This is a genomic window from Pseudomonas sp. NBRC 111138 (assembly GCF_001320835.1).
Lineage (GTDB): Bacteria > Pseudomonadota > Gammaproteobacteria > Pseudomonadales > Pseudomonadaceae > Aquipseudomonas > Aquipseudomonas paracarnis.
On record NZ_BCBO01000097.1, the window covers coordinates 25419 to 50983 of the forward strand.

The window sequence follows — 25565 nt, forward strand, 5'->3', positions numbered from 1 at the left end:
GATGGCACGCAGGAAGCCCGGACTAATAAGATGGCATTGAAATCCCCCGCGTTTCGTAGAAAATTTCCGTTGCTGGTAACCGGCAGTCTGCTGGCCTTGCAACCTTTCGCCACCTCATTCGTGGTCGCCGCGGAACAGTATGACTGCTCAGTCTCTGCTTCGGGTGCCTGGGATTGCGCGCCGAAGACCGCCGCCGCCCCATTGCCACCGCGCCCGGTGCATGACGGTGCTGCCGTCAGCTCGGCCAACAGCACGCCGCAAGGCAAAGCTGGCGGCAGCGTCGACGCCGAACCCAAGACCATGCTGGTCACCGAAGCCAAGGGCCGTGGCCTGCGTTCGCGCAGTGCCGACTACAGCCACCTTGACTGGGTACCTCGCGACAAGCTGACCGCAGCACAGCTGGCCGAAACCGGCCCTTACTGCGGCGGCGCCTACATCGAGCCGACTCGTCCTGGCATGAACGACAAGACGAACAAGAGCGATGCGCCGACCTTCATCGGCGCCAAGGCTTCTCGTTACGAGCAGGAGCAGCAGGTCGCTACCCTGGCCGGTGACGTGGTCATGCGCCAGGGCAGCATGCAGCTGGAGTCGGACGAAGCCAGCCTGTACCAGGCGGAGAACCGTGGCGAACTGAATGGCAAGGTGCGCCTGCGCGATAACGGCGCCCTGATCGTGGGTGACCATGCCCAGGTCCAGCTCGACACCGGTGCCGCCCAGATCGACAACGCCGAATACGTGATGCACAAGTCACGCATCCGCGGTAACGCGCTGTACGCCAAGCGTGCAGAAAACGCGATCATCCGTCTCAAGGACGGTACGTACACCACCTGCGAGCCGGACAGCAACGCCTGGCAGCTCAAGGGCAACAACATTACGTTGAACCCGGCCACCGGTTTCGGTACGGCGACCAACGCGACGTTGCGGGTCAAGAACATCCCGATCCTGTACACCCCGTACATCTACTTCCCGATCGATGACCGTCGTCAATCCGGCTTCCTGCCGCCGAGCTTCAGCACCGGCAGTGAGACTGGCTTTACATTGGTAACGCCGTACTACTTCAACCTGGCACCGAACTACGATGCCACGTTGTACCCGCAGTACATGACCAAGCGCGGCTTGTTGATGGAGGGCGAATTCCGCTATCTGACCAAGTCGAGTGAAGGGCAGTTTGGTGGGGCGTATCTCAATGATGATAGCGACGAGCGGAAGAAGCAGACTGATTACGAAAAGACCCGCTATATGCTCAATTGGCAGCATAAAGGTGGGCTGGATTCGCGTCTGACGACCCAGGTCGATTACACCAAGATCAGTGATCCGTTCTACTTCCAGGATTTGAAGTCGTATCAGGAAGGCATCCAGAGCCAGGACTTCCTGAACCAGCAGGGCTCCGTGACCTATAATGGTGATAACTATCAAGCTCGCGTGAACCTGCAGTCATATCAACTGGCGACGATTTCGCAGATCACTCCGTATGACCGTTTGCCGCAGATCACCTTCAATGGTCAGTTGCCGTACCATCCGGGGGGGCTCAACTTCTCCTACGAGACTGAAGCCGTAAGATTTGACCGAGACCTTCGAAACGGTAATGTGGTTAACGAAGACGGCGGGCCGTTCAATCCTGATGGCACTATAGGTGAACGACGCCTGGACACCTACGTAAACGGCCTGACCCGTGCAAACGGAACACGCTTGAACGTAGCTCCCGCTGTCGAGTACCCAATGAACTGGAGCTATGGCTTTATTACGCCGAAGCTCAAATACGTCTATACCAAATATGATCTTGACCTGGACAGCAAAGGCAAGGATGACATTGTCGCCGCGCAACTGGCCGCTACCCGGCCCGGCGCAGCGCCTTACGCTGGCGGAGTGTTCAAGAGTTCGCAAGATCGCGCTGTTCCTATCGCGAGCGTCGACAGCGGGCTGTACTTCGACCGCAAAACTAACTGGTTCGGTAAAGACTATAACCAGACCCTTGAGCCGCGAGCCTTCTACCTCTACGTACCGAACAAAGACCAAAGCGATATTCCGGTTTTCGACACCAGTGAATATTCGTTCAGCTATGCCTCTCTATTCCGTGATAACCGCTTTGCCGGTAACGATCGGATTGGAGACGAGAACAAGTTATCCCTGGGCGTAACCAGCCGCTGGATCGAAGAAAATGGCTTTGAACGCCAGCGTGTTTCCGTGGGTCAAGCACTGTACTTCAAGGATCGCGAGGTTCAACTGCCAGGAGTCCTGGCCGCTGACCGAGATGACTCCCAAACAGATGTCTCGCCTATCGCTTTGGAATACGCTTTCCGCTTCAACCGCGATTGGCGCGCCACGGCCGACTACAACTGGGACACCGAAAGCCATGCCCCACGCTCCGGTAGTGCGATGTTCCACTATCAGCCAGAAGACAACCCGAACAAGGTCGTCAACCTCGGCTATCGCTACCGCAATGACCAAGTGGTCTACAACCAACTGACCGGCAAATGGCAGTTCGGTGGGGACTACGGCACGCCAGGTCAAGAGAACTACGTGAAGGATTACTACAAAATCCAGCAACACGACTTCTCGATGATGTGGCCGATCATTCCGCAGTGGAATTTGATCACTCGCTGGCAGTATGACTATGCACGCAACCGCACCCTGGAAGCCTTCGGTGGTTTCGAGTACGACAACTGCTGCTGGAAACTGCGCGTCATCAACCGCTACTGGGTTTCCAACGACGAGTACAGCCAGATCGCCCCGCTCAACGAAAAGGGTGACCACGGGCTCTTCTTCCAGATCGTCCTCAAAGGACTCGGCGGCCTGACCGGCGCCAAGGTAGAGAGCTTCCTCGACAAAGGCATTGAAGGTTATCGTGAACGTGAAGACAAAGCTTTCTGAGTGTTTGCGCCCGCTAGTGCTGGGCGCGCTGTTCCTGGGTACTGTTTCGGCACACGCCGCAGTTCAACAGCTGGATAAAGTAGCGGCCATCGTCGACAACGACGTGATCATGCAGAGCCAGCTGGACCAGCGGGTCAAGGAAGTTCAGCAGACCATCGCCAAACGTGGCGGTGGGGTGCCACCGACCAGCGTCCTGGAATCTCAGGTACTGGAACGCCTGATCGTCGAAAACCTGCAACTGCAGATTGGCGAACGTTCCGGCATCCGTATTTCGGACGAAGAACTGAACCAGGCTGTTGGCACCATTGCTCAACGCAACAACATGAGCATTGATCAGTTCCGCGCCGCCCTGGCCCACGATGGCCTGTCCTATGAGGACGCCCGTGACCAGATCAAGCGCGAAATGATCATCAGCCGTGTGCGCCAGCGCCGTGTGGCCGAACGGGTTCAGGTGTCCGAGCAGGAAGTGAAGAACTTCCTGGCTTCGGACCTGGGCAAGATGCAGCTCTCCGAAGAGTTGCACTTGGCCAATATCCTGATTCCAACCCCGGACGGAGCCAACTCGGAGCAGCTCAATGCCGCTGCCGCTAAAACCCAGGCGATCTACGAGCGCCTGAAAGCGGGTGCAGATTTTGCCCAAATGGCCATTGCTCAGTCCGGCAGCGATAACGCCCTCGAAGGCGGTGATATGGGCTGGCGTAAAGCCGCTCAATTGCCACCTCCGTTTGATCGCGAATTGAGCGCCATGGAAGTCGGCGGCATTACCCAGCCAGCCCGCACCCCGGGTGGTTTTATCATCCTCAAGCTGCTGGAACGTCGCGGCGGCGAAACCTCGTTGAAAGACGAAGTTCATGTTCGTCACATCCTGGTCAAACCGAGCGAAATCCGCACCGAAGCACAAACCAAGGAACTGGCCCAGAAGATCTATGACCGCATTGAAAGCGGTGAAGACTTCGCCACCCTGGCTAAAAGCTTCTCGGAAGACCCAGGCTCTGCCCTTAACGGCGGCGACCTGAACTGGATCGACCCGAGGGCACTGGTGCCCGAGTTCCAGCAGGTCATGGCCGACACGCCACAAGGTGTATTGTCCAAGCCGTTCAAGACCCAATACGGTTGGCATGTCCTGGAAGTCCTTGGCCGTCGCGCCACTGACAACACCACCCAGGCGCGCGAGCAGCAAGCCCTGACCGTGTTGCGTAACCGCAAATACGACGAAGAGCTGCAAACCTGGCTGCGTCAGATCCGTGACGAAGCTTATGTAGAGAACAAGCTGCCAGGCGCCGAGCAAACAGGCACCGACCAGGCAACCCAGTGAAACCCCAGTGTTTCGCGGTGACACCCGGCGAGCCGGCCGGCATTGGTCCAGACCTGTGCCTGCTGCTCGCCTCGCAACCCCAGCCACACCCCCTGATTGCCATTACCAGCCGCGACCTGCTCCTCGAGCGGGCCGCGCAGCTGGGTGTGGCCGTCAACCTGCTGGACGTGGGGCCAGGCAACTGGCCCGACCTGCCGGCCCCCGCCGGCAGCCTGTATGTGTGGGACACCCCGCTGCAAGCCAAAGTGGTTGCCGGGCAGTTGAATACGGCCAACGCGGCATTTGTGCTGGAGACGTTGACCCGTGCGGGCCAAGGCTGCATCGACGGCGACTTCGCCGGCATGATCACCGCACCGGTGCACAAAGGCGTGATCAACGAATCCGGCATCGCCTTTTCCGGCCATACCGAATTCCTAGCGGAACTGACCCATACCGCTCAAGTGGTGATGATGCTCGCCACCCGTGGCCTGCGTGTGGCGCTGGTGACTACCCACTTGCCGCTGCGTGAAATCGCCGATGCCATCACTGCCGAGCGTGTGGAGCGTGTCACGCGCATCCTGCATAGCGACCTGCAACACAAATTCGGCATTGCCCAACCGCGCATCCTGGTCTGCGGGCTCAACCCCCACGCCGGTGAAGGCGGCCACTTGGGCCATGAAGAAATCGACATCATTGAACCAACACTAGAGCGCCTGCGCCAAGAAGGCATGGACCTACGCGGCCCATTGCCTGCAGACACTCTGTTCACCCCCAAATATCTGGAGCACTGCGATGCAGTGCTGGCGATGTACCACGACCAGGGGCTGCCCGTGCTGAAATACAAAGGCTTCGGCGCCGCAGTCAACGTGACACTGGGCCTGCCGATCATCCGCACCTCCGTCGACCATGGCACCGCCCTGGACCTCGCAGGCAGCGGCAAGATCGATACCGGCAGCCTGCACGTGGCCCTGGAAACCGCCTATCAGATGGCCGAGACCCGTATATGACTGAGCATTACCAACACCGGGCGCGCAAGCGCTTCGGGCAGAACTTCCTGCATGACGCTGGCGTGATCGATCGCATCCTGCGCTCAATCCACGCCAAGCCAGAAGACCGCCTGCTGGAAATCGGCCCGGGCCAGGGCGCGCTGACCCAGGGCCTGCTGGCCAGCGGCGGACAACTAGACGTCGTGGAACTGGACAAGGACCTGATCCCGATCCTCAACCAGCAGTTCGCCGGCAAAGCCAACTTCAACCTGCACCAGGGCGACGCGCTGAAGTTCGACTTCAACAGCCTTGGCGCTGCGCCCAACAGCCTGCGGGTGGTGGGTAACCTGCCGTACAACATTTCCACGCCGCTGATTTTCCACCTGCTGAACAACGCCGGGATCATCCGCGACATGCACTTCATGCTGCAAAAGGAAGTGGTGGAGCGCCTGGCCGCAGGCCCTGGCGGTGGTGATTGGGGTCGTTTGTCGATCATGGTCCAGTATCACTGCCGCGTAGAGCACCTGTTCAACGTCGGTCCGGGCGCGTTCAACCCGCCGCCGAAGGTCGATTCGGCCATCGTGCGCCTGGTGCCGCATGCCGTGCTGCCGCACCCGGCCAAGGACCACAAACTGCTGGAACGAGTGGTGCGGGAAGCGTTCAACCAGCGCCGCAAGACCTTGCGTAACACCCTCAAGGCCCTGCTGAGCAATGCCGAGATCGAAGCTGCCGGCGTTGATGGAAGCCTGCGCCCCGAGCAACTGGACCTGGCCGCGTTCGTACGCCTGGCCGACCAACTTGCCATCCAGCCTGCATCCGTAGTGGAATAGGCCGTAAGAACTCGATGCAATCCAATGTGGGAGCGGGCTTGCTCGCGAATGCGCAGTATCAGTCACCAAATGTGTAACTGATGCACCGCCTTCGCGAGCAAGCCCGCTCTCACATTTGCTCCGCGTTATACCGATAACGCTTGCCGGCTGCCCGACACATGTCTGGCCTAGCGCCCTCCTCTTGGCCTAGACTGACCCGCATCTGCTGTCCTTCGCTTTTAAGGCCTCTTGCATGTCCGACCCTCGCTATCAGATAGACGTCAGCGTCGTCACCCGCTTCCTGGCGGACCAATCGCAACCCGAACATAACCGCTTCGCCTTTGCCTACACCATTACGGTGAAGAACAACGGGCTGGTGCCGGCCAAGCTGCTGTCGCGCCACTGGGTCATCACCGATGGCGACGGCCAGGTCGAGGAAGTGCGCGGGGCAGGTGTTGTCGGCCAGCAACCGTTGATCGACAGCGGCGCCAGTCACACTTATAGCAGCGGCACGGTGATGACCTCCAAGGTCGGCACCATGCAAGGCTCGTATCAAATGAAGGCCACTGACGGCCAACTGTTCGATGCAATCATCAAGCCCTTCCGCCTGGCCGTGCCAGGAGCCCTGCACTGATGGCGACGTACGCTGTCGGCGACCTGCAAGGCTGCCTGGCCCCTCTCAAGCGCCTGCTGGATCGCGTAGCCTTCGACCCCGCAAATGATCGCTTGTGGTTGGTGGGCGACCTGGTCAACCGCGGCCCGCAGTCCCTGGAAACCCTGCGCTACCTCTATAGCCTGCGTGATTCTTTGGTGTGCGTGCTGGGCAACCATGATCTGCACTTGCTTGCGGCCGGCAACAATATCGAGCGCCTCAAAAAAGGCGACACCCTGCGGGAAATCCTCGAAGCTCCGGACCGTGCTCAACTGCTCGACTGGCTGCGCCGGCAAAAACTCATGCACTACGACGAGGACCGCAACATGGCCTTGGTGCATGCCGGTATCCCGCCGCAGTGGACGCTGAAAAAAGCCCTCAAGTGCGCCGCCGAAGTTGAAAGTGCATTGGCCGATGACAACCTGTACACCGCTTACCTCGACGGCATGTATGGCAACGACCCGGTGAAGTGGGACAACGAGCTCACCGGCGTCGCCCGCCTGCGAGTGATCACCAACTATTTCACACGCATGCGCTTCTGCACGGCCGAAGGCAAACTGGACCTCAAGAGCAAGGAAGGTGCCGACAGCGCCCTCCCCGGCTATAAGCCCTGGTTCGCCTACAAGGAACGCAAGACCCGTGACACGAAGATCATCTTTGGTCATTGGGCCGCACTGGAAGGCAAGTGCGATGAGCCCGGCGTGTTCGCCCTCGACACCGGTTGCGTGTGGGGCGGCGCCATGACCCTGATGAACATCGACACGGGCGAGCGCCACGACTGCCAGTGCGAATCCCCCCTTTCCATTACCCAGCCGGCCGCCACCAAGCCATAGGAGCCCGCCATGACCGAATTCAAACGTATCCCCCCCGAACAAGCCCAGGCCCTGCGCGAGCAAGGTGCTGTAGTCGTCGACATCCGCGACCAGCCTACTTACGCCGCCGCCCACATCAGCGGCGCGCAGCATCTGGACAACGTCAACATCGCCGACTTCATACGCGCCGCCGACCTCGATGCGCCGTTGATCGTCGCCTGCTACCACGGCAATTCCAGCCAGAGCGCAGCCGCGTACTTGATCAGCCAGGGTTTCTCTGACGTCTATAGCCTGGACGGCGGGTTTGAGCTGTGGCGTACGACCTATCCTGCGGAAATTTCTTCAGGCGATTCGCAATAATTTTTTTCACACCCCGCTACCCCGCGTGACGCTTGGGCTTGCGCCGTTTCTGACGAACGGCGCAGCCAAACTAATTGCGCATCGCGCCTTGACCTCCCGGATTCCGAACTATCCTTAAGCGCAGGCCATCCGAATCAGGGGAGAGCCGGTACACCGGCGTACGGGTCATCGGTAACGTTTCAGGGTGTTCTGGGGGGAAAACAGCCATTGGCGTGCGTCAATGACTGCCAGCATCGACTGATTGATCCGGCGTCGGCTCCACGTATCGAGCGAGGTGACGACGTCATGAGTATCTTTAGCCACTTCCAACAACGCTTCGCGTCCACACAGCAGGAAGAACTCACGCTTCAGGAGTATCTCGAGCTGTGCAAGCAGGACCGCAGCACCTACGCCTCTGCCGCCGAACGCCTGCTACTGGCGATTGGCGAGCCAGAACTGGTGGAAACCGCCAATAATTCGCGCCTGTCGCGGATATTTTCCAACAAGGTGATCCGCCGCTATCCGGCCTTTGAAGACTTCCATGGGATGGAAGAATGCATCGACCAGATCGTTTCCTACTTCCGCCATGCCGCCCAAGGCCTGGAAGAGAAGAAGCAGATCCTCTATCTGCTTGGCCCGGTCGGCGGCGGCAAGTCGTCCCTGGCGGAAAAACTCAAGCAATTGATCGAAAAGGTGCCCTTCTATGCGATCAAGGGCTCGCCCGTCTTCGAGTCCCCCTTGGGCCTGTTCAACGCCACGGAAGATGGCGCGATCCTCGAGGAAGACTTCGGTATCCCGCGGCGCTACCTCAACACCATCATGTCGCCCTGGGCCACCAAGCGCCTGGCCGAGTTCGGCGGTGATATCAGCCAGTTCCGCGTGGTGAAACTCTACCCGTCGATCCTCAACCAGATCGGCGTGGCCAAGACCGAACCAGGCGATGAAAACAACCAGGACATTTCTGCGCTGGTGGGCAAAGTCGATATCCGCAAGCTGGAAGAATTCCCGCAGAACGACGCCGATGCCTACAGCTATTCGGGCGCACTGTGCCGGGCCAACCAGGGCCTGATGGAATTCGTGGAGATGTTCAAGGCACCGATCAAGGTGCTGCACCCACTGCTCACCGCTACCCAGGAAGGTAACTACAACAGTACCGAAGGCCTTGGGGCGATTCCGTTTACCGGGATCCTGCTGGCTCACTCCAACGAATCGGAATGGCATACCTTCCGCAACAACAAGAACAACGAAGCCTTCATCGACCGGATCTATATCGTCAAGGTGCCGTACTGCCTGCGGGTCAGCGACGAAATCAAGATCTACGACAAACTGCTGTTCAACAGCTCCCTGGCCAAGGCCCATTGCGCGCCGGACACTCTGAAGATGCTTGCCCAGTTCACCGTGCTGTCGCGCCTCAAGGAGCCGGAGAACTCGAACATCTACTCAAAAATGCGGGTGTATGACGGCGAGAACCTCAAGGACACCGATCCCAAGGCCAAGTCGATCCAGGAATACCGTGACACGGCGGGTGTAGACGAAGGCATGAACGGTCTGTCGACGCGCTTTGCGTTCAAGATCCTGTCCAAGGTTTTCAACTTCGACCCCCACGAGATTGCCGCCAACCCGGTGCACCTGCTCTACGTGCTGGAACAGCAGATTGAACAAGAGCAGTTCCAGGCCGAAACCCGTGAGCGCTACCTGCGCTTCCTCAAGGAATACCTGGCGCCGCGCTACATCGAGTTCATCGGCAAGGAAATCCAGACCGCCTATCTGGAGTCCTACAGCGAATACGGCCAGAACATCTTCGACCGCTACGTGCTGTACGCAGATTTCTGGATCCAGGATCAGGAATACCGCGACCCGGAAACCGGCGAAATCCTCAATCGCGTGGCCCTCAACGAAGAGCTGGAAAAAATCGAGAAACCCGCCGGCATCAGCAATCCGAAGGATTTCCGCAACGAAATCGTCAACTTCGTACTGCGCGCCCGTGCCAACAACAACGGCAAGAACCCCACTTGGCTCAGCTACGAGAAGCTGCGGGTGGTCATTGAGAAGAAAATGTTTTCCAACACCGAGGACCTGCTGCCCGTCATCAGCTTCAACGCCAAGGCCAGCAAGGAGGATCAGCAAAAACACAACGACTTCGTCACACGCATGGTCGAGCGAGGCTACACCGACAAACAGGTACGACTGCTCTCCGAGTGGTACCTGCGGGTTCGCAAATCGCAGTAAGGCAGCGGCAAGCGCGCACTGCCAGGCATCCGGCCTGGCAGTTGACCGCTTGTCTCTAAGCTTCCAGCCCGCGGCTTGAAGCTTGTAACGTGAAGCTGCCCGGAGGGCTCCCCATGAGCTATGTGATCGACCGACGCCTCAATGGCAAGAACAAGAGCACGGTAAACCGTCAGCGTTTCCTGCGGCGTTACCGTGACCACATCAAAAAGGCGGTAGAAGAGGCCGTCAGCCGCCGCTCCATCACCGATATGGAGCATGGCGAACAAATCAGCATTCCCGGACGGGACATCGACGAACCGGTGCTTCACCATGGCCGCGGCGGCAAACAGACCGTGGTGCATCCCGGCAACAAGGAATTCACCACCGGCGAACATATCCAGCGCCCACAAGGCGGTGGCGGCGGCAAAGGTCCGGGCAAAGCCGGCAACTCTGGCGAAGGCATGGATGAATTCGTATTCCAGATCACTCAGGAAGAATTCCTCGAATTCATGTTCGAAGACCTCGAACTGCCCAACTTGGTCAAACGCAACCTGACCGGCACCGATACCTTCAAGACCGTACGCGCAGGGATCAGCAACGAGGGCAACCCGTCGCGCATCAACATCATCCGCACCCTGCGCTCAGCCCATGCACGGCGTATCGCCCTGTCCGGCAGCAGCCGCGCCAAACTCAAGCAGGCCAAGGAAGAGTTGGCACGCTTGAAGCGCGAAGAACCGGACAACTTCGGCGATATCCAGGAAATAGAGGCGGAAATCGAAAAACTCAGCGCGCGCATCCACCGCGTGCCGTTCCTCGATACCTTTGACTTGAAATACAACCTGCTGGTCAAGCAACCCAACCCCAGCTCCAAGGCTGTGATGTTCTGCCTGATGGACGTTTCCGGCTCCATGACCCAGGCCACCAAGGACATCGCCAAGCGCTTCTTTATCCTGCTGTACCTGTTCCTGAAACGGAACTACGACAAGATTGACGTAGTGTTCATCCGCCATCACACCAGCGCGCGAGAGGTGGACGAAGAGGAGTTTTTCTACTCGCGGGAAACTGGCGGCACCATTGTTTCCAGCGCACTGAAGCTGATGCAGGAGATCATGGCCGAGCGCTACCCCGCCAACGATTGGAACATCTACGCCGCCCAAGCTTCCGACGGCGATAACTGGAACGACGACTCCCCAATCTGCCGGGACATTTTGATCAACCAGATCATGCCGTTCGTGCAGTACTACACTTACGTCGAAATCACCCCCCGTGAGCACCAGGCCCTGTGGTTCGAATACGAGCGCATCGGCGAAGCCTTTGCCGACACGTTCGCCCAGCAGCAACTGGTCTCGGCCGGCGATATCTACCCGGTCTTCCGTGAACTCTTCCAGCGCAGGTTAGTGACATGACCGCCAAAAAAGAGAACAAGCGCCAACCCATTTCCACTGGCTCCGAGTGGACCTTCGAACTGATCCAGGCCTATGACCGGGAAATCAGCCGTATCGCGGCGGGTTATGCCCTGGACACCTACCCCAACCAGATAGAAGTCATCACCGCTGAACAGATGATGGATGCCTATGCCTCGGTGGGCATGCCCTTGGGCTATCACCATTGGTCCTACGGGAAACACTTCCTCAGTACCGAGAAGTCCTACACACGCGGCCAGATGGGCCTGGCCTACGAGATCGTGATCAACTCCGACCCGTGCATCGCGTACCTGATGGAAGAAAACACCATCTGCATGCAGGCGCTGGTAGTAGCCCATGCCTGCTATGGGCATAACAGTTTCTTCAAGGGCAACTACCTGTTTCGAACCTGGACCGATGCCAGTTCGATCATTGATTACCTGGTGTTCGCCAAGCAATACATCATGCAGTGCGAGGAGCGCCACGGTATCGATGCGGTAGAAGACCTGTTGGACTCCTGCCATGCGCTGATGAATTACGGCGTTGACCGCTATAAACGCCCCTATCCGATTTCCGCCGAAGAGGAGCGCCTGCGCCAGAAGGAACGCGAGGAGCACCTGCAGAAACAGATCAACGACCTGTGGCGCACCATCCCCAAGCGCGCCGACAAGAACAGCGACAAAGACAATGCACGCTTCCCCGCCGAACCTCAGGAAAACATCCTGTATTTCCTGGAAAAACACGCACCGCTGCTGGAGCCCTGGCAGCGTGAAATCGTGCGGATCGTACGCAAGATCGCGCAATATTTTTATCCACAGCGCCAAACCCAGGTGATGAACGAGGGCTGGGCAACCTTCTGGCATTACACCCTGATGAACGACCTGTACGACGAGGGCCTGGTCACTGACGGCTTTATGATGGAGTTCCTCACGTCCCATACCAGCGTGGTCTTCCAGCCAGGCTTCGACAGCCCGTATTACAACGGCATCAACCCCTATGCACTGGGTTTTGCCATGTACCGCGATATCCGCCGCATGTGCGAGCACCCCACCGAGGAAGATCGCCGCTGGTTCCCGGAAATCGCCGGCAGCGACTGGCTCTCGACCATCAAGTTCGCCATGAGCAGCTTCAAGGATGAGAGTTTCATCCTGCAGTACCTGTCGCCCCAGGTGATCCGCGACCTCAAGCTGTTCAGTATCCTGGACGACGACCTCAAGGACGATCTGGTCGTACCCGCCATCCACGACGAACCCGGCTACCGCATCATTCGCGAAACCCTGGCCGCGCAATACAACCTCGGTAACCGCGAACCTAACGTGCAGATCTACAGCATCGATGTGCGTGGCGACCGTTCGCTGACCTTGCGTCACCAGCAGCACGACCGCAAACCCTTGGGCGAATCCACTGAGGAAGTGCTCAAGCATCTGCATCGGCTCTGGGGCTTTGATATTCATCTGGAAACCCTTCAGGGCGACCAAGTGATGAAAACCCATCATGTGCCACCGCGCAGCGATCATAACGACAACGACTACGGCCGCCTCGACATGGCCGTCGTTCATCTCTGAAACAGCAAAGCCTCCATTGGCCAAGCTCAGGCGTTATCCTGTGCCGCTAATGGAGGCTTTTTCATGAAAATCTACAAAGTCGGCGGCGCCGTGCGTGATCGCCTACTGGGCATCAAGGTCACCGATATAGACCGCGTCGTCGTTGGCGCGACGGCCGAAGAGATGCTCGCCAAGGGTTATAAACCGGTAGGCGCCGATTTCCCGGTATTTCTCGACCCGAAGAACGGTGACGAATACGCCCTTGCTCGCACCGAACGCAAGAATGGCCGGGGTTACGGCGGCTTTATATTCCATGCGAGCCCCGACGTTACGCTGGAAGAAGACCTGATTCGGCGTGACCTGACCATCAACGCCATGGCGGAGGACGACGAGGGTAACCTGACCGATCCTTATCAGGGCCAACGCGACCTTGAAGCGCATATTTTACGGCATGTTTCTCCGGCGTTCGCCGAAGATCCCCTCCGTGTACTGCGCGTTGCGCGTTTCGCCGCGCGCTATGCGCCTCTTGGCTTCACAGTCGCCCCTGAGACCCTGGAGTTAATGCGCCAACTCAGTGAGTCCGGCGAGTTGGAGGCCCTTACCCCCGAGCGTAGCTGGAAGGAAATCTCACGGGCGCTGATGGAAGATCAACCCCAGGTATTTATCCATGTACTGCGTGACTGCCACGCGCTGAAAACCTTGATGCCGGAGGTGGATGCGCTGTTCGGCGTGCCGCAGCCCGCAGCTCACCACCCGGAAATTGACACCGGCGTGCACACCTTGAGCGTGCTGGAACAAGCTGCCCTGCACAAGCAACCGCTGAGCGTGCGCTGGGCCTGCCTGCTGCACGACCTGGGCAAAGGCCTGACACCTGTGGATAAGTTGCCGCAGCACATTGCCCACGAACATCGCGGCTTGAAGCTGATCAAAGCGGTGAACGAGCGTTTCAAGGTGCCGAGGGATTGCCAGGAGTTGGCCTTGCTGGTGGGGCAATATCATACTCACGGGCATCGAGCGCTTGAACTCAAGGCCTCGACATTGCTGGAGTTGCTGCAAAGCTTCGACGTGTACCGTCGGCCGCAATGCTTTGAGGAGTTCGTGGTGGCCTGCGAAATGGACGCTCGTGGCCGCAAGGGTTTTGAACAGCGCAGTTATCCACAGGCCGATTATTTGCGCGGAGCGGCAAAGGCTGCACGCGAAGTGCCGGTCGCGCCGCTGCTAGAAAAGGGTTTCAAAGGTCCCGAACTGGGCGATGCGCTCAAGCGCGAACGGTTAAGCGCATTGAAAGCCTACAAGGAAAACCCCTCTCCTTAGGCGATGGCCGTTGTGGCGAGGGAGCTTGCTCCCGCGGGACCGGGCTGGCGCTCCAGTGCGAAGCGCTCCCAAGATAATGGGGCTGCTGCGCAGCCCAGCGGGAGCAAGCTCCCTCGCCACAACAAGCTCGGCTCCTACAAAACAGCTCGTGGCGTGAGTGGCTGACCCTGCCATTCGAACGCAACCGGTGCCAATACCTGATCAATCTGCGCGTCTCGCCATAATTCGGCCATTGTCCTGCCAGCCTCAGGGTGCATACGGTCCGGCGCCATCATCGACAGCGGCCACAACACAAAGGCGTTTTTCAGGATTTCGGCTCGCGGCAAGATCAAGCCATCGAAATTGCCCACCAGATCGCCATACAACAACACATCGATATCCAGCGGCAGGCCTTTGCGGTCTGGCGCGTAGCGGCCATTGTCAGCCTCGATGGATTTCAAACGACGATCCAACTCCATCAACGGCAGGTCGGTATAAGCCGACACCACCAGATTGAAAAACGGCCCACTTTTGATCCCCACCGGCTGGCTTTCGAACACCGCCGAACAGCGCATATCCGTCAAGAAACCGGCCAACGCATCCAAGCCGGCACATAGACGAGCCTCGCGGTCGATATTGCTGCCAAGCCCGAGGTAAACCTGAGTCAATGACATCCGCGCTCGATCTCCACGCCCACGCCCTTGGCAGCCGGCACCGCGCCGGGCTTGGTCAACTTGAGGTGCAGCCAGGGAATCTGGAATTCACTCATCAGCACTTCGGCCAGACGCTCGGCAAAGGTTTCCACCAGTTGGTACTGGGACTGCTCGGCAAAGGCCTGGATACGCGCAGACACCCTGGCGTAATCCAGTGCCAGGGTCAGGTCATCACCGGCCGCAGCTGGGCGATTATCCCAGGCGAAGCTCAGGTCCAGGCGCAGGCATTGCCGGATTCCGCGCTCCCAGTCGTAAGCCCCGATCACGGTGTCGACTTCCAGGCCTTCGATAAACACTCTGTCCAAGCACTTTTCTCCGCAGCACGACAAGGGCGCGATGCCCCGTTAGAATCAGGGCGTCCTCGCCCGGAATAGTTAGCATGTTTTGGTCACTGGCGATTTTCGCCTACCTGCTCGGCTCGCTGTCCTTCGCCATTTTGCTCAGCCGCTTGACGGGAAACCCCGATCCGCGAATGAGTGGCTCAGGCAATGCCGGCGCCACCAATATGTTGCGCCTGGCCGGCAAGAAACTCGCCGTCCTGACCTTGCTGGGCGACGTTTGCAAGGGCCTGCTGCCCGTGCTGATCGCCAGCCTCGTCGGCCTTGGCTTGCAGCAGCAAGCCTGGGTGGGCCTATGTGCCGTCCTGGGCCACCTGTTCCCGTTGTACTTCCGTTTTCGCGGCGGCAAGGGCGTAGCCACGGCGGCCGGCATGCTGCTGGGTATTTACCCCCCTGCGGCGTTACTGGCCATGCTCGCCTGGCTGCTGACGTTCTACCTGACCCGTACCAGCTCGCTGGCCGCGCTGATTGCTACGCCGCTGACCCTGCCGTTGCTGGCCTGGCAGGAACCGCAAGCGCTGTTACCGATGAGCGTGCTGACACTGCTGATCGTCTGGCGCCACCGCGGCAATCTACGCGACCTGTTTGCCGGGCGCGAACGGCATTTTTAAATATCCCGCCTGGACTCGGCGCCCTTGAACCTTACAACGGCGGCAATTGTTCCATCGGCCAGCGCGCCTGCACGCTGATCGCCAGGCTTTCGTGCTGTCCGGCCTGCAAGCGCTGGCAACCGGCATAGGCGATCATTGCGCCGTTGTCAGTGCAGAACTCAGGGCGTGCGTAGAACACATTGCCATTCATGTCGCCGAGCATTTTTTCCAGGGAACTGCGCAACGCCTTGTTGGCGCTGACGCCGCCTGCGATCACCAGCCGCTTCATGCCCGCCTGTTTCAGGGCGCGCTTGCACTTGATGGTCAAAGTCTCCACCACAGCCTGCTGGAACGCCAGCGCGATGTCGCAACGGGCTTGCTGGCCGTCGTCCCCGGCGCTGACGCTCTGCTGCCAGGTGTTCAAGGCAGAGGTTTTCAAGCCGCTGAAACTGAACATCAAGCCAGGACGATCACACATCGGCCGCGGGAAGGTGTAGCGACCGGCAACGCCGTTCTCGGCAAGGCGGGCGATTTCCGGACCACCCGGATAATTAAGTCCCATCATCTTCGCGGTTTTGTCGAACGCTTCACCGGCGGCATCGTCCAGCGACTCGCCCAACAGTGTGTATTGGCCGATCCCGTCCACCTGAACCAGCTGCGTATGCCCCCCCGAAACCAACAAAGCGACGAACGGGAACTCCGGCGGTGTTTTTTCCAGCATGGGCGCCAACAAATGGCCTTCCATATGGTGCACACCAAGGGCAGGAATACCCCAGGCAAACGCCAACGCCTGGGCGCAAGAGGCCCCAACCAGCAGGGCTCCGACCAATCCGGGGCCGGCGGTGTAAGCGATGGCATCGATCTCGGTTGCCACACAGCCGGCTTCATCCAGCACCTGGCGGATCAACGGCAGCATGCGCTTGACGTGATCGCGGCTGGCAAGCTCCGGCACCACGCCGCCATAGGCGCGATGCAGGTCGATCTGACTGAACAGTGCATCGGCCAAAAGCCCGCGTTCACTGTCGTATAGTGCGACTCCGGTTTCGTCGCAGGAGGTTTCAAGTCCCAGTACTAGCATGGGTTTGCGCCTTGTAGAGGCTGAATTCGAAGGCGCGCATAATAGTCGCCACTCCCCCTCCCGACTAGCGGTTTTCGATCAGAGGCTTTGCATTCCGGGCAATGAGGGGTTAACATCCGCAACCCTTAAAAACCGACGACCTCAGCCGCGAATTTTTTGCGACGAGAACGTTGATTCCCGGTAATGAAAGAAGGTAGCTCTGGATGCCAGCCGTCAAAGTAAAAGAGAACGAACCCTTCGACGTAGCTCTGCGTCGTTTCAAGCGCTCCTGCGAAAAAGCCGGTGTTCTGGCTGAAGTTCGTAGCCGCGAATTTTATGAGAAGCCAACTTCTGAGCGTAAGCGCAAAGCAGCAGCCGCTGTTAAGCGTCACGCTAAGAAAGTTCAGCGCGAACAGCGCCGCGCCGTTCGTCTGTACTAATACACAGACGTTCGTAGCAAGCTTCTGCCAAGCCCGGCCCTCAGCCGGGCTGTTGGCATTTGCGGATATCGCTTGATGCTTCACCGTCGACGCCGCACATGCGACCGAGACACTGCTTCACACGTCAGGGCTGGCTCTTTTGCCAGCGGTGCACGTCTCTTCTGACGAGCCTAACAAGGCTACTGACGAGCACACCTATTCTTCAAACAGACGATCAACTGTATCGGCTGTGCCCAACGATGCGTTTCCGAGGCCGCCATTGGCCTAGACCGGACGCCCGGGCAACATTTCCATGCCGAAGACTGATCAGAAACTATCCTCAGTAAATATTCGGCAGATACACTCCCTGATGACCCATGCAGACGATGATGATCGAGCACTCCTTACGTGCGCTTGAACACGTCACGGGCCCTCATTTACACGCAGTGATGACGAGAACGCCATGGCCGGGCTGATTCCCCAGAGCTTTATTGACGACCTTCTGAACCGCACCGACATCGTCGATGTTGTCAGCTCACGCGTACAGCTGAAAAAAGCCGGCAAAAACTACACCGCCTGCTGCCCTTTTCATAAAGAAAAAACCCCATCCTTCAGCGTCAGCCCCGACAAGCAGTTCTATTACTGCTTCGGTTGCGGGGCGGGCGGGAATGCCCTGGGCTTCCTGATGGACCACGACAACCTGGACTTCCCCCAGGCTGTCGAGGACCTGGCGAAAGCCGCCGGCATGGAAGTGCCCCGCGAAGAAAGTGGCCGGCCGCACAAACCGCGGCAACCCACCGATTCGCCGCTGTATCCGCTGCTCACCGCTGCTGCCGACTTTTACCGCCAGGCACTCAAGAGCCATCCGCAGCGCAAGGCCGCTGTCGATTACCTTAAAGGGCGCGGCCTCACCGGCGAAATCGCTCGGGACTTCGGCCTCGGCTTCGCTCCGCCGGGCTGGGACAATCTGTATAAACACCTGAGCAGCGACACCCTCCAGCAAAAGGCCATGATCGATGCCGGCCTGCTGGTGGAAAACGCCGAGACCGGCAAGCGCTATGACCGCTTCCGCGACCGGGTGATGTTCCCGATCCGCGACAGCCGTGGCCGCATCATCGCCTTCGGCGGCCGTGTACTCGGGGACGACAAGCCCAAGTACCTGAACTCTCCGGAGACCCCGGTGTTCCACAAGGGCCAGGAACTCTACGGCCTGTTCGAGGCGCGCAAGAACAACCGCAACCTCGACGAGATCATCGTGGTTGAAGGCTATATGGACGTGATCGCCCTGGCCCAACAAGGCTTGCGCAACGCGGTCGCGACCCTCGGCACCGCCACCAGCGAAGAACATTTGAAGCGCCTGTTCCGCGTCGTGCCCAGCGTGCTGTTTTGCTTCGACGGCGACCAGGCGGGCCGCAACGCCGCCTGGCGCGCGCTCGAAGCCACGCTGTCGAGCCTGCAGGATGGGCGCCGCGCACGCTTCCTGTTCCTGCCTGAAGGCGAAGACCCGGACACCCTGGTGCGCTCGGAAGGTACCGACGCGTTCCGCGCACGTATCAATCAACATGCGCAGCCGCTGGCGGATTATTTTTTCCAGCAGCTGACCGAAGAAGCCGACCCGCGCTCCCTCGAAGGCAAGGCCCATATGGCCACCCTCGCGGCGCCGCTGATCGACAAAGTCCCGGGCGCTAATTTGCGCACGCTGATGCGCCAGCGCCTGCTGGAGATCACTGGTTTAAGCGGTGAAGCCGTAAGCCAGCTGGTGCACAGCGCCCCGCAGGATGCACCGCCAGCCTACGACCCCGGCATGGATTACGACGCCATGCCGGACTATGCCGACTTCCACCAACCTCAGGAGGCCTTCGCCCCCCAACAGGAATGGACGCCGAAGAAGCCCGGCGCCGGCGGCAAGAAGTGGGACAAAAAGCCCTGGAGCAAAAACGGCAAACGCGGTGATCGCGATGAAGCCTACGCACCACGCACGCCCGTAGCGGTGGAAGCCCCCACATTGATTGCACTGCGCACACTGATTCATCACCCGCAATTGGCCGGTAAGGTTGAAAGTGCCGACCACTTTGCCAACGAGAGCAATACCTATGCTCAGGTGCTTATCGCACTGATCGAAGCCGTGCAGAAAAACCCTAAGCTAAACTCAATCCAGTTGATGGCTCGCTGGCATGGCACGGAACAGGGCCGTTTATTGCGGGCACTGGCGGAAAAGGAGTGGCTAATTGACGGCGACAACCTTGAACAACAGTTTTTAGACACCATTAATAGGTTATCCGCGGGTCAACACACTCAGACCCTCGATGAACTTATCAAGAGAGCAAGGCAGCCGGGATTATCGGCTGAAGAGCAGATTCAGATAGCAAAACAGATGCGCGACCTCTTAAAACAGAATGTTTACGCATCAAACCCGACCTCAGCTGGCGTGTGAGGTCATAGCTCGGGTATAATCCTCGGCTTGTTTTTTGCCCGCCAAGACCTTCAGTGGATAGGGTGTTATGTCCGGAAAAGCGCAACAGCAGTCTCGTATCAAAGAGTTGATACTTCTTGGTCGTGAGCAGGGTTACCTGACTTACGCGGAGGTCAACGACCACCTGCCTGAGGATATTTCAGATCCTGAGCAGGTGGAAGACATCATCCGCATGATTAACGACATGGGGATCAACGTATTCGAAGTCGCGCCAGATAAGGATTCCCTTATGCTGGCCGACGCTGATACCGACGAGGCCGCCGCTGAGGAAGCTGCTGCCGCGCTGGCTGCAGTAGAGACCGATATCGGCCGCACGACAGACCCTGTGCGCATGTATATGCGCGAAATGGGTACCGTCGAGCTGCTGACACGCGAAGGCGAGATCGAAATCGCCAAGCGTATCGAAGAGGGTATCCGTGAAGTGATGGGCGCCATTGCGCACTTCCCTGGCACGGTTGACCACATTCTCGCCGAGTACACCCGCGTCACCACCGAAGGTGGCCGCCTGTCCGACGTCCTGAGCGGTTATATCGACCCGGACGACGGCATTGCGCCGCCTGCCGCCGAAGTACCGCCGCCTGTTGATGCGAAAGCCGCAAAAGCGGACGACGACTCCGACGACGACGAAGCTGAAAGCAGCGACGACGAAGAAGAAGCCGAAAGCGGTCCAGACCCGGTCATCGCGGCCCAGCGCTTCGGTGCGGTTTCCGATCAAATGGAAATCACCCGCAAGGCCCTGAAGAAGCACGGTCGCGGCAACAAGCAGGCAATTGCCGAGCTGGTGGCTCTGGCTGAGCTGTTCATGCCGATCAAGCTGGTGCCCAAGCAATTCGAAGGCCTGGTTGAGCGTGTTCGCAGTGCTCTTGAGCGTCTGCGTGCCCAAGAGCGTGCGATCATGCAGCTCTGTGTGCGTGATGCGCGCATGCCGCGTACCGATTTCCTGCGCCAGTTCCCGGGCAACGAAGTTGACGAAAGCTGGAGCGACGCACTGGCCAAGGGCAAGGCGAAATACGCCGAAGCCATAGGTCGCCTGCAGCCCGATATCATCCGTTGCCAGCAGAAGCTGACCGCGCTTGAGACCGAAACCGGCCTGACGATTGCAGAAATCAAAGACATCAACCGTCGCATGTCGATCGGTGAGGCCAAGGCCCGCCGCGCGAAAAAAGAGATGGTTGAAGCGAACTTGCGTCTGGTGATCTCCATCGCCAAGAAGTACACCAACCGTGGCCTGCAGTTCCTTGATCTGATCCAGGAAGGCAACATCGGCTTGATGAAGGCGGTGGACAAGTTCGAATACCGTCGCGGCTACAAGTTCTCGACTTATGCCACCTGGTGGATCCGTCAGGCGATCACTCGCTCGATCGCCGACCAGGCCCGCACCATCCGTATTCCGGTGCACATGATCGAGACCATCAACAAGCTCAACCGAATTTCCCGGCAGATGTTGCAGGAAATGGGTCGCGAACCGACTCCGGAAGAGCTGGGCGAACGCATGGAAATGCCTGAGGATAAAATCCGCAAGGTATTGAAGATCGCTAAAGAGCCGATCTCCATGGAAACGCCGATTGGTGATGACGAAGACTCCCATCTGGGCGACTTCATCGAAGACTCGACCATGCAGTCGCCAATCGATGTCGCCACTGTTGAGAGCTTGAAAGAAGCGACTCGCGACGTACTGTCCGGCCTCACTGCCCGTGAAGCCAAGGTACTGCGCATGCGTTTCGGCATCGACATGAATACCGACCACACCCTTGAGGAAGTCGGTAAGCAGTTTGACGTGACCCGTGAGCGGATCCGTCAGATCGAAGCCAAGGCGCTGCGCAAGTTGCGCCACCCGACGCGAAGCGAGCATCTGCGCTCCTTCCTCGACGAGTGATACCAGAACCCCCGGCCCAGGCCGGGGGTTTTGCTTTCTACCGATTGCTTTGACAGATTAACTGCCCCGCACCACCCCACCCTCGCAATGCCCGTCTACACTCGAGACATTCCCCGTGCCATAACGAGACCGTTATGCCCAGATTGCCGACCGTGATACTGCTGTCGCTGCTGACCTGGACCGCAACGGCTGGCGCGTTGACTCTTACGGATGATGAGCGTAGCTGGTTGGCGGACCATCAGGAGCTGCGCCTAGGCGTGGATGCGTCTTGGCCACCTTTTGAATATCGCGATGAAAATGGCCGATATCAGGGCTTGGCAGCCGATTACGTACGCCTGCTCCAGGACCGCCTGGGTGTGCGAATCAAACTGATCGAACCGGTTAACTGGACCGCAGTGCTTGAACAAGCCCGCAATAATCAGCTCGACCTGCTGCCGGGCATTATGTCCACCCCCGAACGCCAAAACTTCCTGGCCTTCACACGCCCCTATCTCGACTTTCCCATCGTCATCCTGGCCCATGAAGGCGGCGCGAAACCACGCAGCCTCAAGGATTTGTACGGGCTGAAAATTGCCGTGGTGGAGAACTACGCCCCCCATGAATTGCTCCGCACCCACCATCCGGACCTGAATCTGGTCGCCCTGCCCAACGTCAGTTCGACGCTGCAAGCCCTGGCCACCGATGAAGTGGATGCCGTGGTCGGCGACCTCGCCTCCAGCGTCTGGAGCTTGCGCCAACTCAAGCTCGACGGCCTGTACGTTAGCGGCGAAACGCCCTACCGCTACCAACTGGCGATGGGCGTGCCGCGGGATGAGAAAATCCTGGTGGGCATCCTGGACAAAGTCCTCGCCGATCTCAGTTCAGCGGAAACTGATGCGATCCAGCAACACTGGGTCGGCAGCTTCACCGATCACCGTACCTTCTGGGCTGACCTGCTCACGTACGGCCTGCCAGCGGTGCTGCTGTTGAGTACGGTGCTGGCGATCGTCATTCGGATCAATCGCCGGCTCAGCTCGGAAATTTCCCGTCGGGTCGCCCTTGAGCAAGAACTGCGAAGCAGCGAGTACCACTATCGCGGCTTGGTGGAGAGCTTGTCCGCCATCGCCTGGGAAGCAAGCATCAGCGACTTCACCTACAGCTATGTGTCGCCCCATGCCGAAGACCTACTTGGCTATCCCCGCGCCCATTGGCTGATTCCAGGCTTCTGGCGCAACATCATCCATCCCGCTGACCTGACCCGCGCCGAGGCCTATTGCTATCGGGAAACTCGTGCCAACCGTGATCACAGTATTGATTACCGGGTCATCACCGCTGATGGCCGCTGCCTGTGGGTACGTGACATTGTCAGCCTGATCGAACACGGCCACGAGCCAGTGCTGCGCGGCCTGATGATCGATATCAGCGAAGCCAAGCGCACCGAAGAAGCCCTGCAATTGTCCGAGCAGAAATTTGCCTCGGTGTTTCAGCAGTGCCCGGACATCCTGGTGATTGCCCGGATGTCTGATGGCTGCCTGCTGGAGGTCAACAAGGCATTCGAGGACCAGATTGGGCTGCGCGCCGACGAGGTGGTAGGAAAAACCGCCTCAGATCTGAATATATGGGGCATTCAGGGCGTCGGTCCGGATTTGCTGCAGCGGGTACAGACCACCAGTATCCGTAACCTGGAAATGTCCTTTCTGCGCAGCAATGGTCAGGCATTTACCGGGCTGATCTCAGCTGAGCCGTTCCAACTCGATACCACTGAAGCCCTAGTGGTGGTGGTGCGCGATATCACCGAGCTCAAGGAAACCCAACAGCAGTTGCAAACCTCCGAAGAGAAATTCGCCAAGGCATTCCATGCTTCCCCCGACGGTTTACTACTGAGTCGCCAAAGGGATGGCCTGCTGATTGAAGTGAACGAAGGTTTCAGCCACCTGACCGGCTTCACCAGCGCCTCTTCACTCGACCAATCTGCCTTGGACCTGGGCATCTGGGTCGACCTCAACGAACGCAAGCACATGCTGGAATTGATGCAACGCGACGGCTTTGTCCGCGATTTCATCTGTCATATCCGTCGTGCCGACGGCCAGATTCGCCTGTGCGAAGTGTCCAGCCGCCCACTGCCGATTGGCGACGAAGATTGCATGCTGACCATCGCCCGGGACATCACCGAACGCCAGTTGATGCAGGAAAAACTGCAGCAGGCCGCCACGGTGTTCGAAAGCACCGCCGAAGGCGTCTTGATCACCGACACACGACAGAACATCAGCGCCGTCAACCGCGCCTTCACGGAGATAACCGGCTACAGCGAGGTTGAAGCCCTTGGCCATACCCCGCGCTTGCTCGCCTCCGGCCTGCACGACAGCGCGTTCTATGCGGCGATGTGGCACCAGTTGACGAGCCATGGCCACTGGCAAGGAGAGATCTCCAACCGCCGCAAGAACGGCGAGGTGTATCCGAGCTGGCTGACCATCAGCGCTGTGCGTAACCGCGAGCAATTGGTCACGCACTTCGTTGCTGTGTTTGCCGACATCTCCAGCCTCAAGCTGGCCCAGGCCCGCCTGGATTATCAGGCCCACCACGACCCATTGACTGGCCTGCCCAACCGCACCCTGTTTGAAAACCGGCTGCAGGCCGCACTCAACGGCCAGCAGGAAAGTGGTAAACAGGGCGCGGTGCTGTTTCTCGACCTCGACCGCTTCAAGCACATCAACGACAGCCTCGGCCACCCGGTCGGCGACCTGCTGCTCAAAGACATCGCCGTACGCCTCAAGGAGCAGTTGCGGGACGTGGACACCGTTGCTCGCCTGGGCGGCGACGAATTCATCATCCTGCTGCCCGGCTTGCAACAGGCCAGCGACGCCCAGCACTTGGCGAACAAACTGCTCGACTGTTTTACCCCGCCATTCCAGGCCGGCGAGCATGAGTTCTTCATCAGCGCGAGTATCGGCACCAGTCTGTATCCGCAAGACGGTACCGACGTCGCCACCCTGGTCAAAAATGCCGACGCCGCGATGTATCGCTCCAAAGCCAAGGGGCGCAACCGGGTCGAGCGCTACACCCGCGACCTGACCGCCCAGGCCAATGAACGCGTAGCGCTGGAGCACGAACTGCGCCGCGCCATCGAACGTGAAGAATTGAGCCTGTATTACCAACCCAAACGCAGCCTGGTCACCCAACAACTGATCGGTGCCGAAGCCTTGATCCGCTGGCACCACCCGACCTTGGGCGAGGTCCCGCCCGAACACTTTATTGCCCTGGCCGAAGAGAACGGCATGATCCTGCAAATCGGAGACTGGGTACTGGAACAGGCGTGCCGGCAGCTGCACGCCTGGCAAGCGGCTTTCGAGGATTTCGGCCCCCTCTCGGTCAACCTCGCAGGCGCGCAACTGCGTCACCCCAACCTGCTGTCACGCATCGAACAACTGCTGCGCGATTACCACCTCGAACCCGGCTGCCTGCAGCTGGAGATCACCGAAAACTTCATCATGAGCCAAGCCGAAGAAGCACTGGCGGTGTTGCACCAACTCAAGCGCCTGGGCGTACAGCTGGCAATCGATGATTTCGGCACCGGCTACTCGTCCCTCAGCTACCTCAAACGCCTGCCGCTGGACTTCCTCAAGATCGATCAATCCTTCGTCCGCGGCTTGCCCGACGACCCTCACGATGCAGCCATCGTGCGCGCCATCATCGCCCTTGGCCACAGCATGCAATTCACCATCATCGCCGAAGGCGTAGAAACCCCGGCACAACAAGCATTCCTCGCAAGCGAGGGGTGTGAACAGATGCAAGGCTACATCGTCAGCCTGCCCCTGCCGCCGGAGCTTTTTGCCGCCAGCTTCCTTCGTACACGGCACAAGGATTTTTCGGATGGCACAGTGAACAAACCATCGCTATAATCCGCGACCT

19 protein-coding genes are annotated in these 25565 nt (G+C 59.0%); 16 read left to right on the top strand and 3 right to left on the bottom strand.

Features of this window, described 5'->3' with window-relative positions:
* Nucleotides 1-30: 30 nt before the first annotated feature.
* The 11 genes from APH41_RS18815 to APH41_RS18865 all read left to right on the top strand — a co-directional run bounded on the left by APH41_RS18815 (nt 31) and on the right by APH41_RS18865 (nt 14232).
* A complete protein-coding gene (locus APH41_RS18815; RefSeq protein WP_054920695.1) occupies nt 31-2871 on the top strand; it encodes an LPS-assembly protein LptD in 2841 nt (946 codons plus the stop codon).
* Complete coding sequence (locus APH41_RS18820) at nt 2852-4186, top strand: peptidylprolyl isomerase (RefSeq protein ID WP_136624693.1); 1335 nt, start codon at nt 2852-2854, stop codon at nt 4184-4186. Before APH41_RS18815 ends, APH41_RS18820 begins: the two co-directional genes overlap by 20 nt.
* Entirely contained in the window at nt 4183-5172 is a 990-nt protein-coding gene (gene pdxA / locus APH41_RS18825) for a 4-hydroxythreonine-4-phosphate dehydrogenase PdxA (protein WP_054920698.1), read from the top strand. The genes APH41_RS18820 and pdxA overlap by 4 nt, the downstream gene beginning before the upstream one ends.
* Nucleotides 5169-5981, top strand: a complete 813-nt coding sequence (gene rsmA / locus APH41_RS18830; RefSeq protein WP_034128823.1) for a 16S rRNA (adenine(1518)-N(6)/adenine(1519)-N(6))-dimethyltransferase RsmA — start codon at nt 5169-5171, stop codon at nt 5979-5981. The genes pdxA and rsmA overlap by 4 nt, the downstream gene beginning before the upstream one ends.
* A gap of 232 nt (nt 5982-6213) precedes the next feature.
* Nucleotides 6214-6594, top strand: coding sequence for a Co2+/Mg2+ efflux protein ApaG (gene apaG / locus APH41_RS18835; protein ID WP_003194726.1), 381 nt, complete (start codon nt 6214-6216; stop codon nt 6592-6594).
* Nucleotides 6594-7445: a symmetrical bis(5'-nucleosyl)-tetraphosphatase gene (locus APH41_RS18840; RefSeq protein WP_054896796.1), complete on the top strand. Its 852-nt coding sequence runs from the start codon at nt 6594-6596 to the stop codon at nt 7443-7445. The genes apaG and APH41_RS18840 overlap by 1 nt, the downstream gene beginning before the upstream one ends.
* Nucleotides 7446-7454: 9 nt before the next feature.
* Complete coding sequence (gene glpE, locus APH41_RS18845; protein WP_034128825.1) at nt 7455-7784, top strand: thiosulfate sulfurtransferase GlpE; 330 nt, start codon at nt 7455-7457, stop codon at nt 7782-7784.
* Between the two features lie 285 nt (nt 7785-8069).
* The gene (locus APH41_RS18850; RefSeq protein ID WP_003194732.1) at nt 8070-9992 is read left to right on the top strand and encodes a PrkA family serine protein kinase; all 1923 of its coding nucleotides are present in this window, start codon (nt 8070-8072) and stop codon (nt 9990-9992) included.
* 113 nt (nt 9993-10105) lie between these two features.
* A complete protein-coding gene (locus tag APH41_RS18855) occupies nt 10106-11377 on the top strand; it encodes a YeaH/YhbH family protein (protein ID WP_034116083.1) in 1272 nt (423 codons plus the stop codon).
* Nucleotides 11374-12939, top strand: coding sequence for a SpoVR family protein (locus APH41_RS18860; RefSeq protein ID WP_003194736.1), 1566 nt, complete (start codon nt 11374-11376; stop codon nt 12937-12939). Before APH41_RS18855 ends, APH41_RS18860 begins: the two co-directional genes overlap by 4 nt.
* Nucleotides 12940-13002: 63 nt before the next feature.
* Entirely contained in the window at nt 13003-14232 is a 1230-nt protein-coding gene (locus tag APH41_RS18865) for a multifunctional CCA addition/repair protein (protein ID WP_054920700.1), read from the top strand.
* 134 nt (nt 14233-14366) lie between these two features.
* On the opposite strand, the gene folK is transcribed toward APH41_RS18865, so the two are convergent.
* Together folK and folB are read right to left on the bottom strand one after the other, a co-directional pair.
* Nucleotides 14367-14885 carry a 2-amino-4-hydroxy-6-hydroxymethyldihydropteridine diphosphokinase gene (folK, locus tag APH41_RS18870; protein ID WP_054896793.1) on the bottom strand — a complete coding sequence of 173 codons (519 nt, stop codon included), beginning with the start codon at nt 14883-14885 and terminating at the stop codon, nt 14367-14369.
* Nucleotides 14876-15229 carry a dihydroneopterin aldolase gene (folB, locus tag APH41_RS18875; protein ID WP_054896792.1) on the bottom strand — a complete coding sequence of 118 codons (354 nt, stop codon included), beginning with the start codon at nt 15227-15229 and terminating at the stop codon, nt 14876-14878. Before folB ends, folK begins: the two co-directional genes overlap by 10 nt.
* A 74-nt stretch (nt 15230-15303) precedes the next feature.
* On the opposite strand from folB, the gene plsY reads away from it, so the two are divergent.
* Complete coding sequence (gene plsY, locus APH41_RS18880; RefSeq protein ID WP_034128830.1) at nt 15304-15873, top strand: glycerol-3-phosphate 1-O-acyltransferase PlsY; 570 nt, start codon at nt 15304-15306, stop codon at nt 15871-15873.
* Nucleotides 15874-15904: 31 nt separating this feature from the next.
* On the opposite strand, the gene tsaD is transcribed toward plsY, so the two are convergent.
* Nucleotides 15905-16930 (bottom strand): tRNA (adenosine(37)-N6)-threonylcarbamoyltransferase complex transferase subunit TsaD, encoded by a 1026-nt coding sequence (gene tsaD / locus APH41_RS18885; RefSeq protein WP_003194748.1) that lies wholly within the window; start codon nt 16928-16930, stop codon nt 15905-15907.
* Nucleotides 16931-17133: 203 nt separating this feature from the next.
* Here tsaD and rpsU point away from each other — a divergent pair, with 203 nt between their 5' ends.
* The 4 genes from rpsU to APH41_RS18905 all read left to right on the top strand — a co-directional run bounded on the left by rpsU (nt 17134) and on the right by APH41_RS18905 (nt 25555).
* Nucleotides 17134-17349, top strand: coding sequence for a 30S ribosomal protein S21 (gene rpsU, locus APH41_RS28345; RefSeq protein ID WP_002551877.1), 216 nt, complete (start codon nt 17134-17136; stop codon nt 17347-17349).
* A 442-nt stretch (nt 17350-17791) separates the two neighbouring features.
* Nucleotides 17792-19762: a DNA primase gene (gene dnaG, locus APH41_RS18895; protein WP_032895025.1), complete on the top strand. Its 1971-nt coding sequence runs from the start codon at nt 17792-17794 to the stop codon at nt 19760-19762.
* Nucleotides 19763-19829: 67 nt separating this feature from the next.
* Entirely contained in the window at nt 19830-21677 is a 1848-nt protein-coding gene (gene rpoD, locus APH41_RS18900) for an RNA polymerase sigma factor RpoD (RefSeq protein ID WP_054896790.1), read from the top strand.
* Between the two features lie 134 nt (nt 21678-21811).
* The gene (locus APH41_RS18905) at nt 21812-25555 is read left to right on the top strand and encodes a bifunctional diguanylate cyclase/phosphodiesterase (RefSeq protein ID WP_054920703.1); all 3744 of its coding nucleotides are present in this window, start codon (nt 21812-21814) and stop codon (nt 25553-25555) included.
* The last annotated feature ends 10 nt before the right edge of the window (nt 25556-25565 follow it).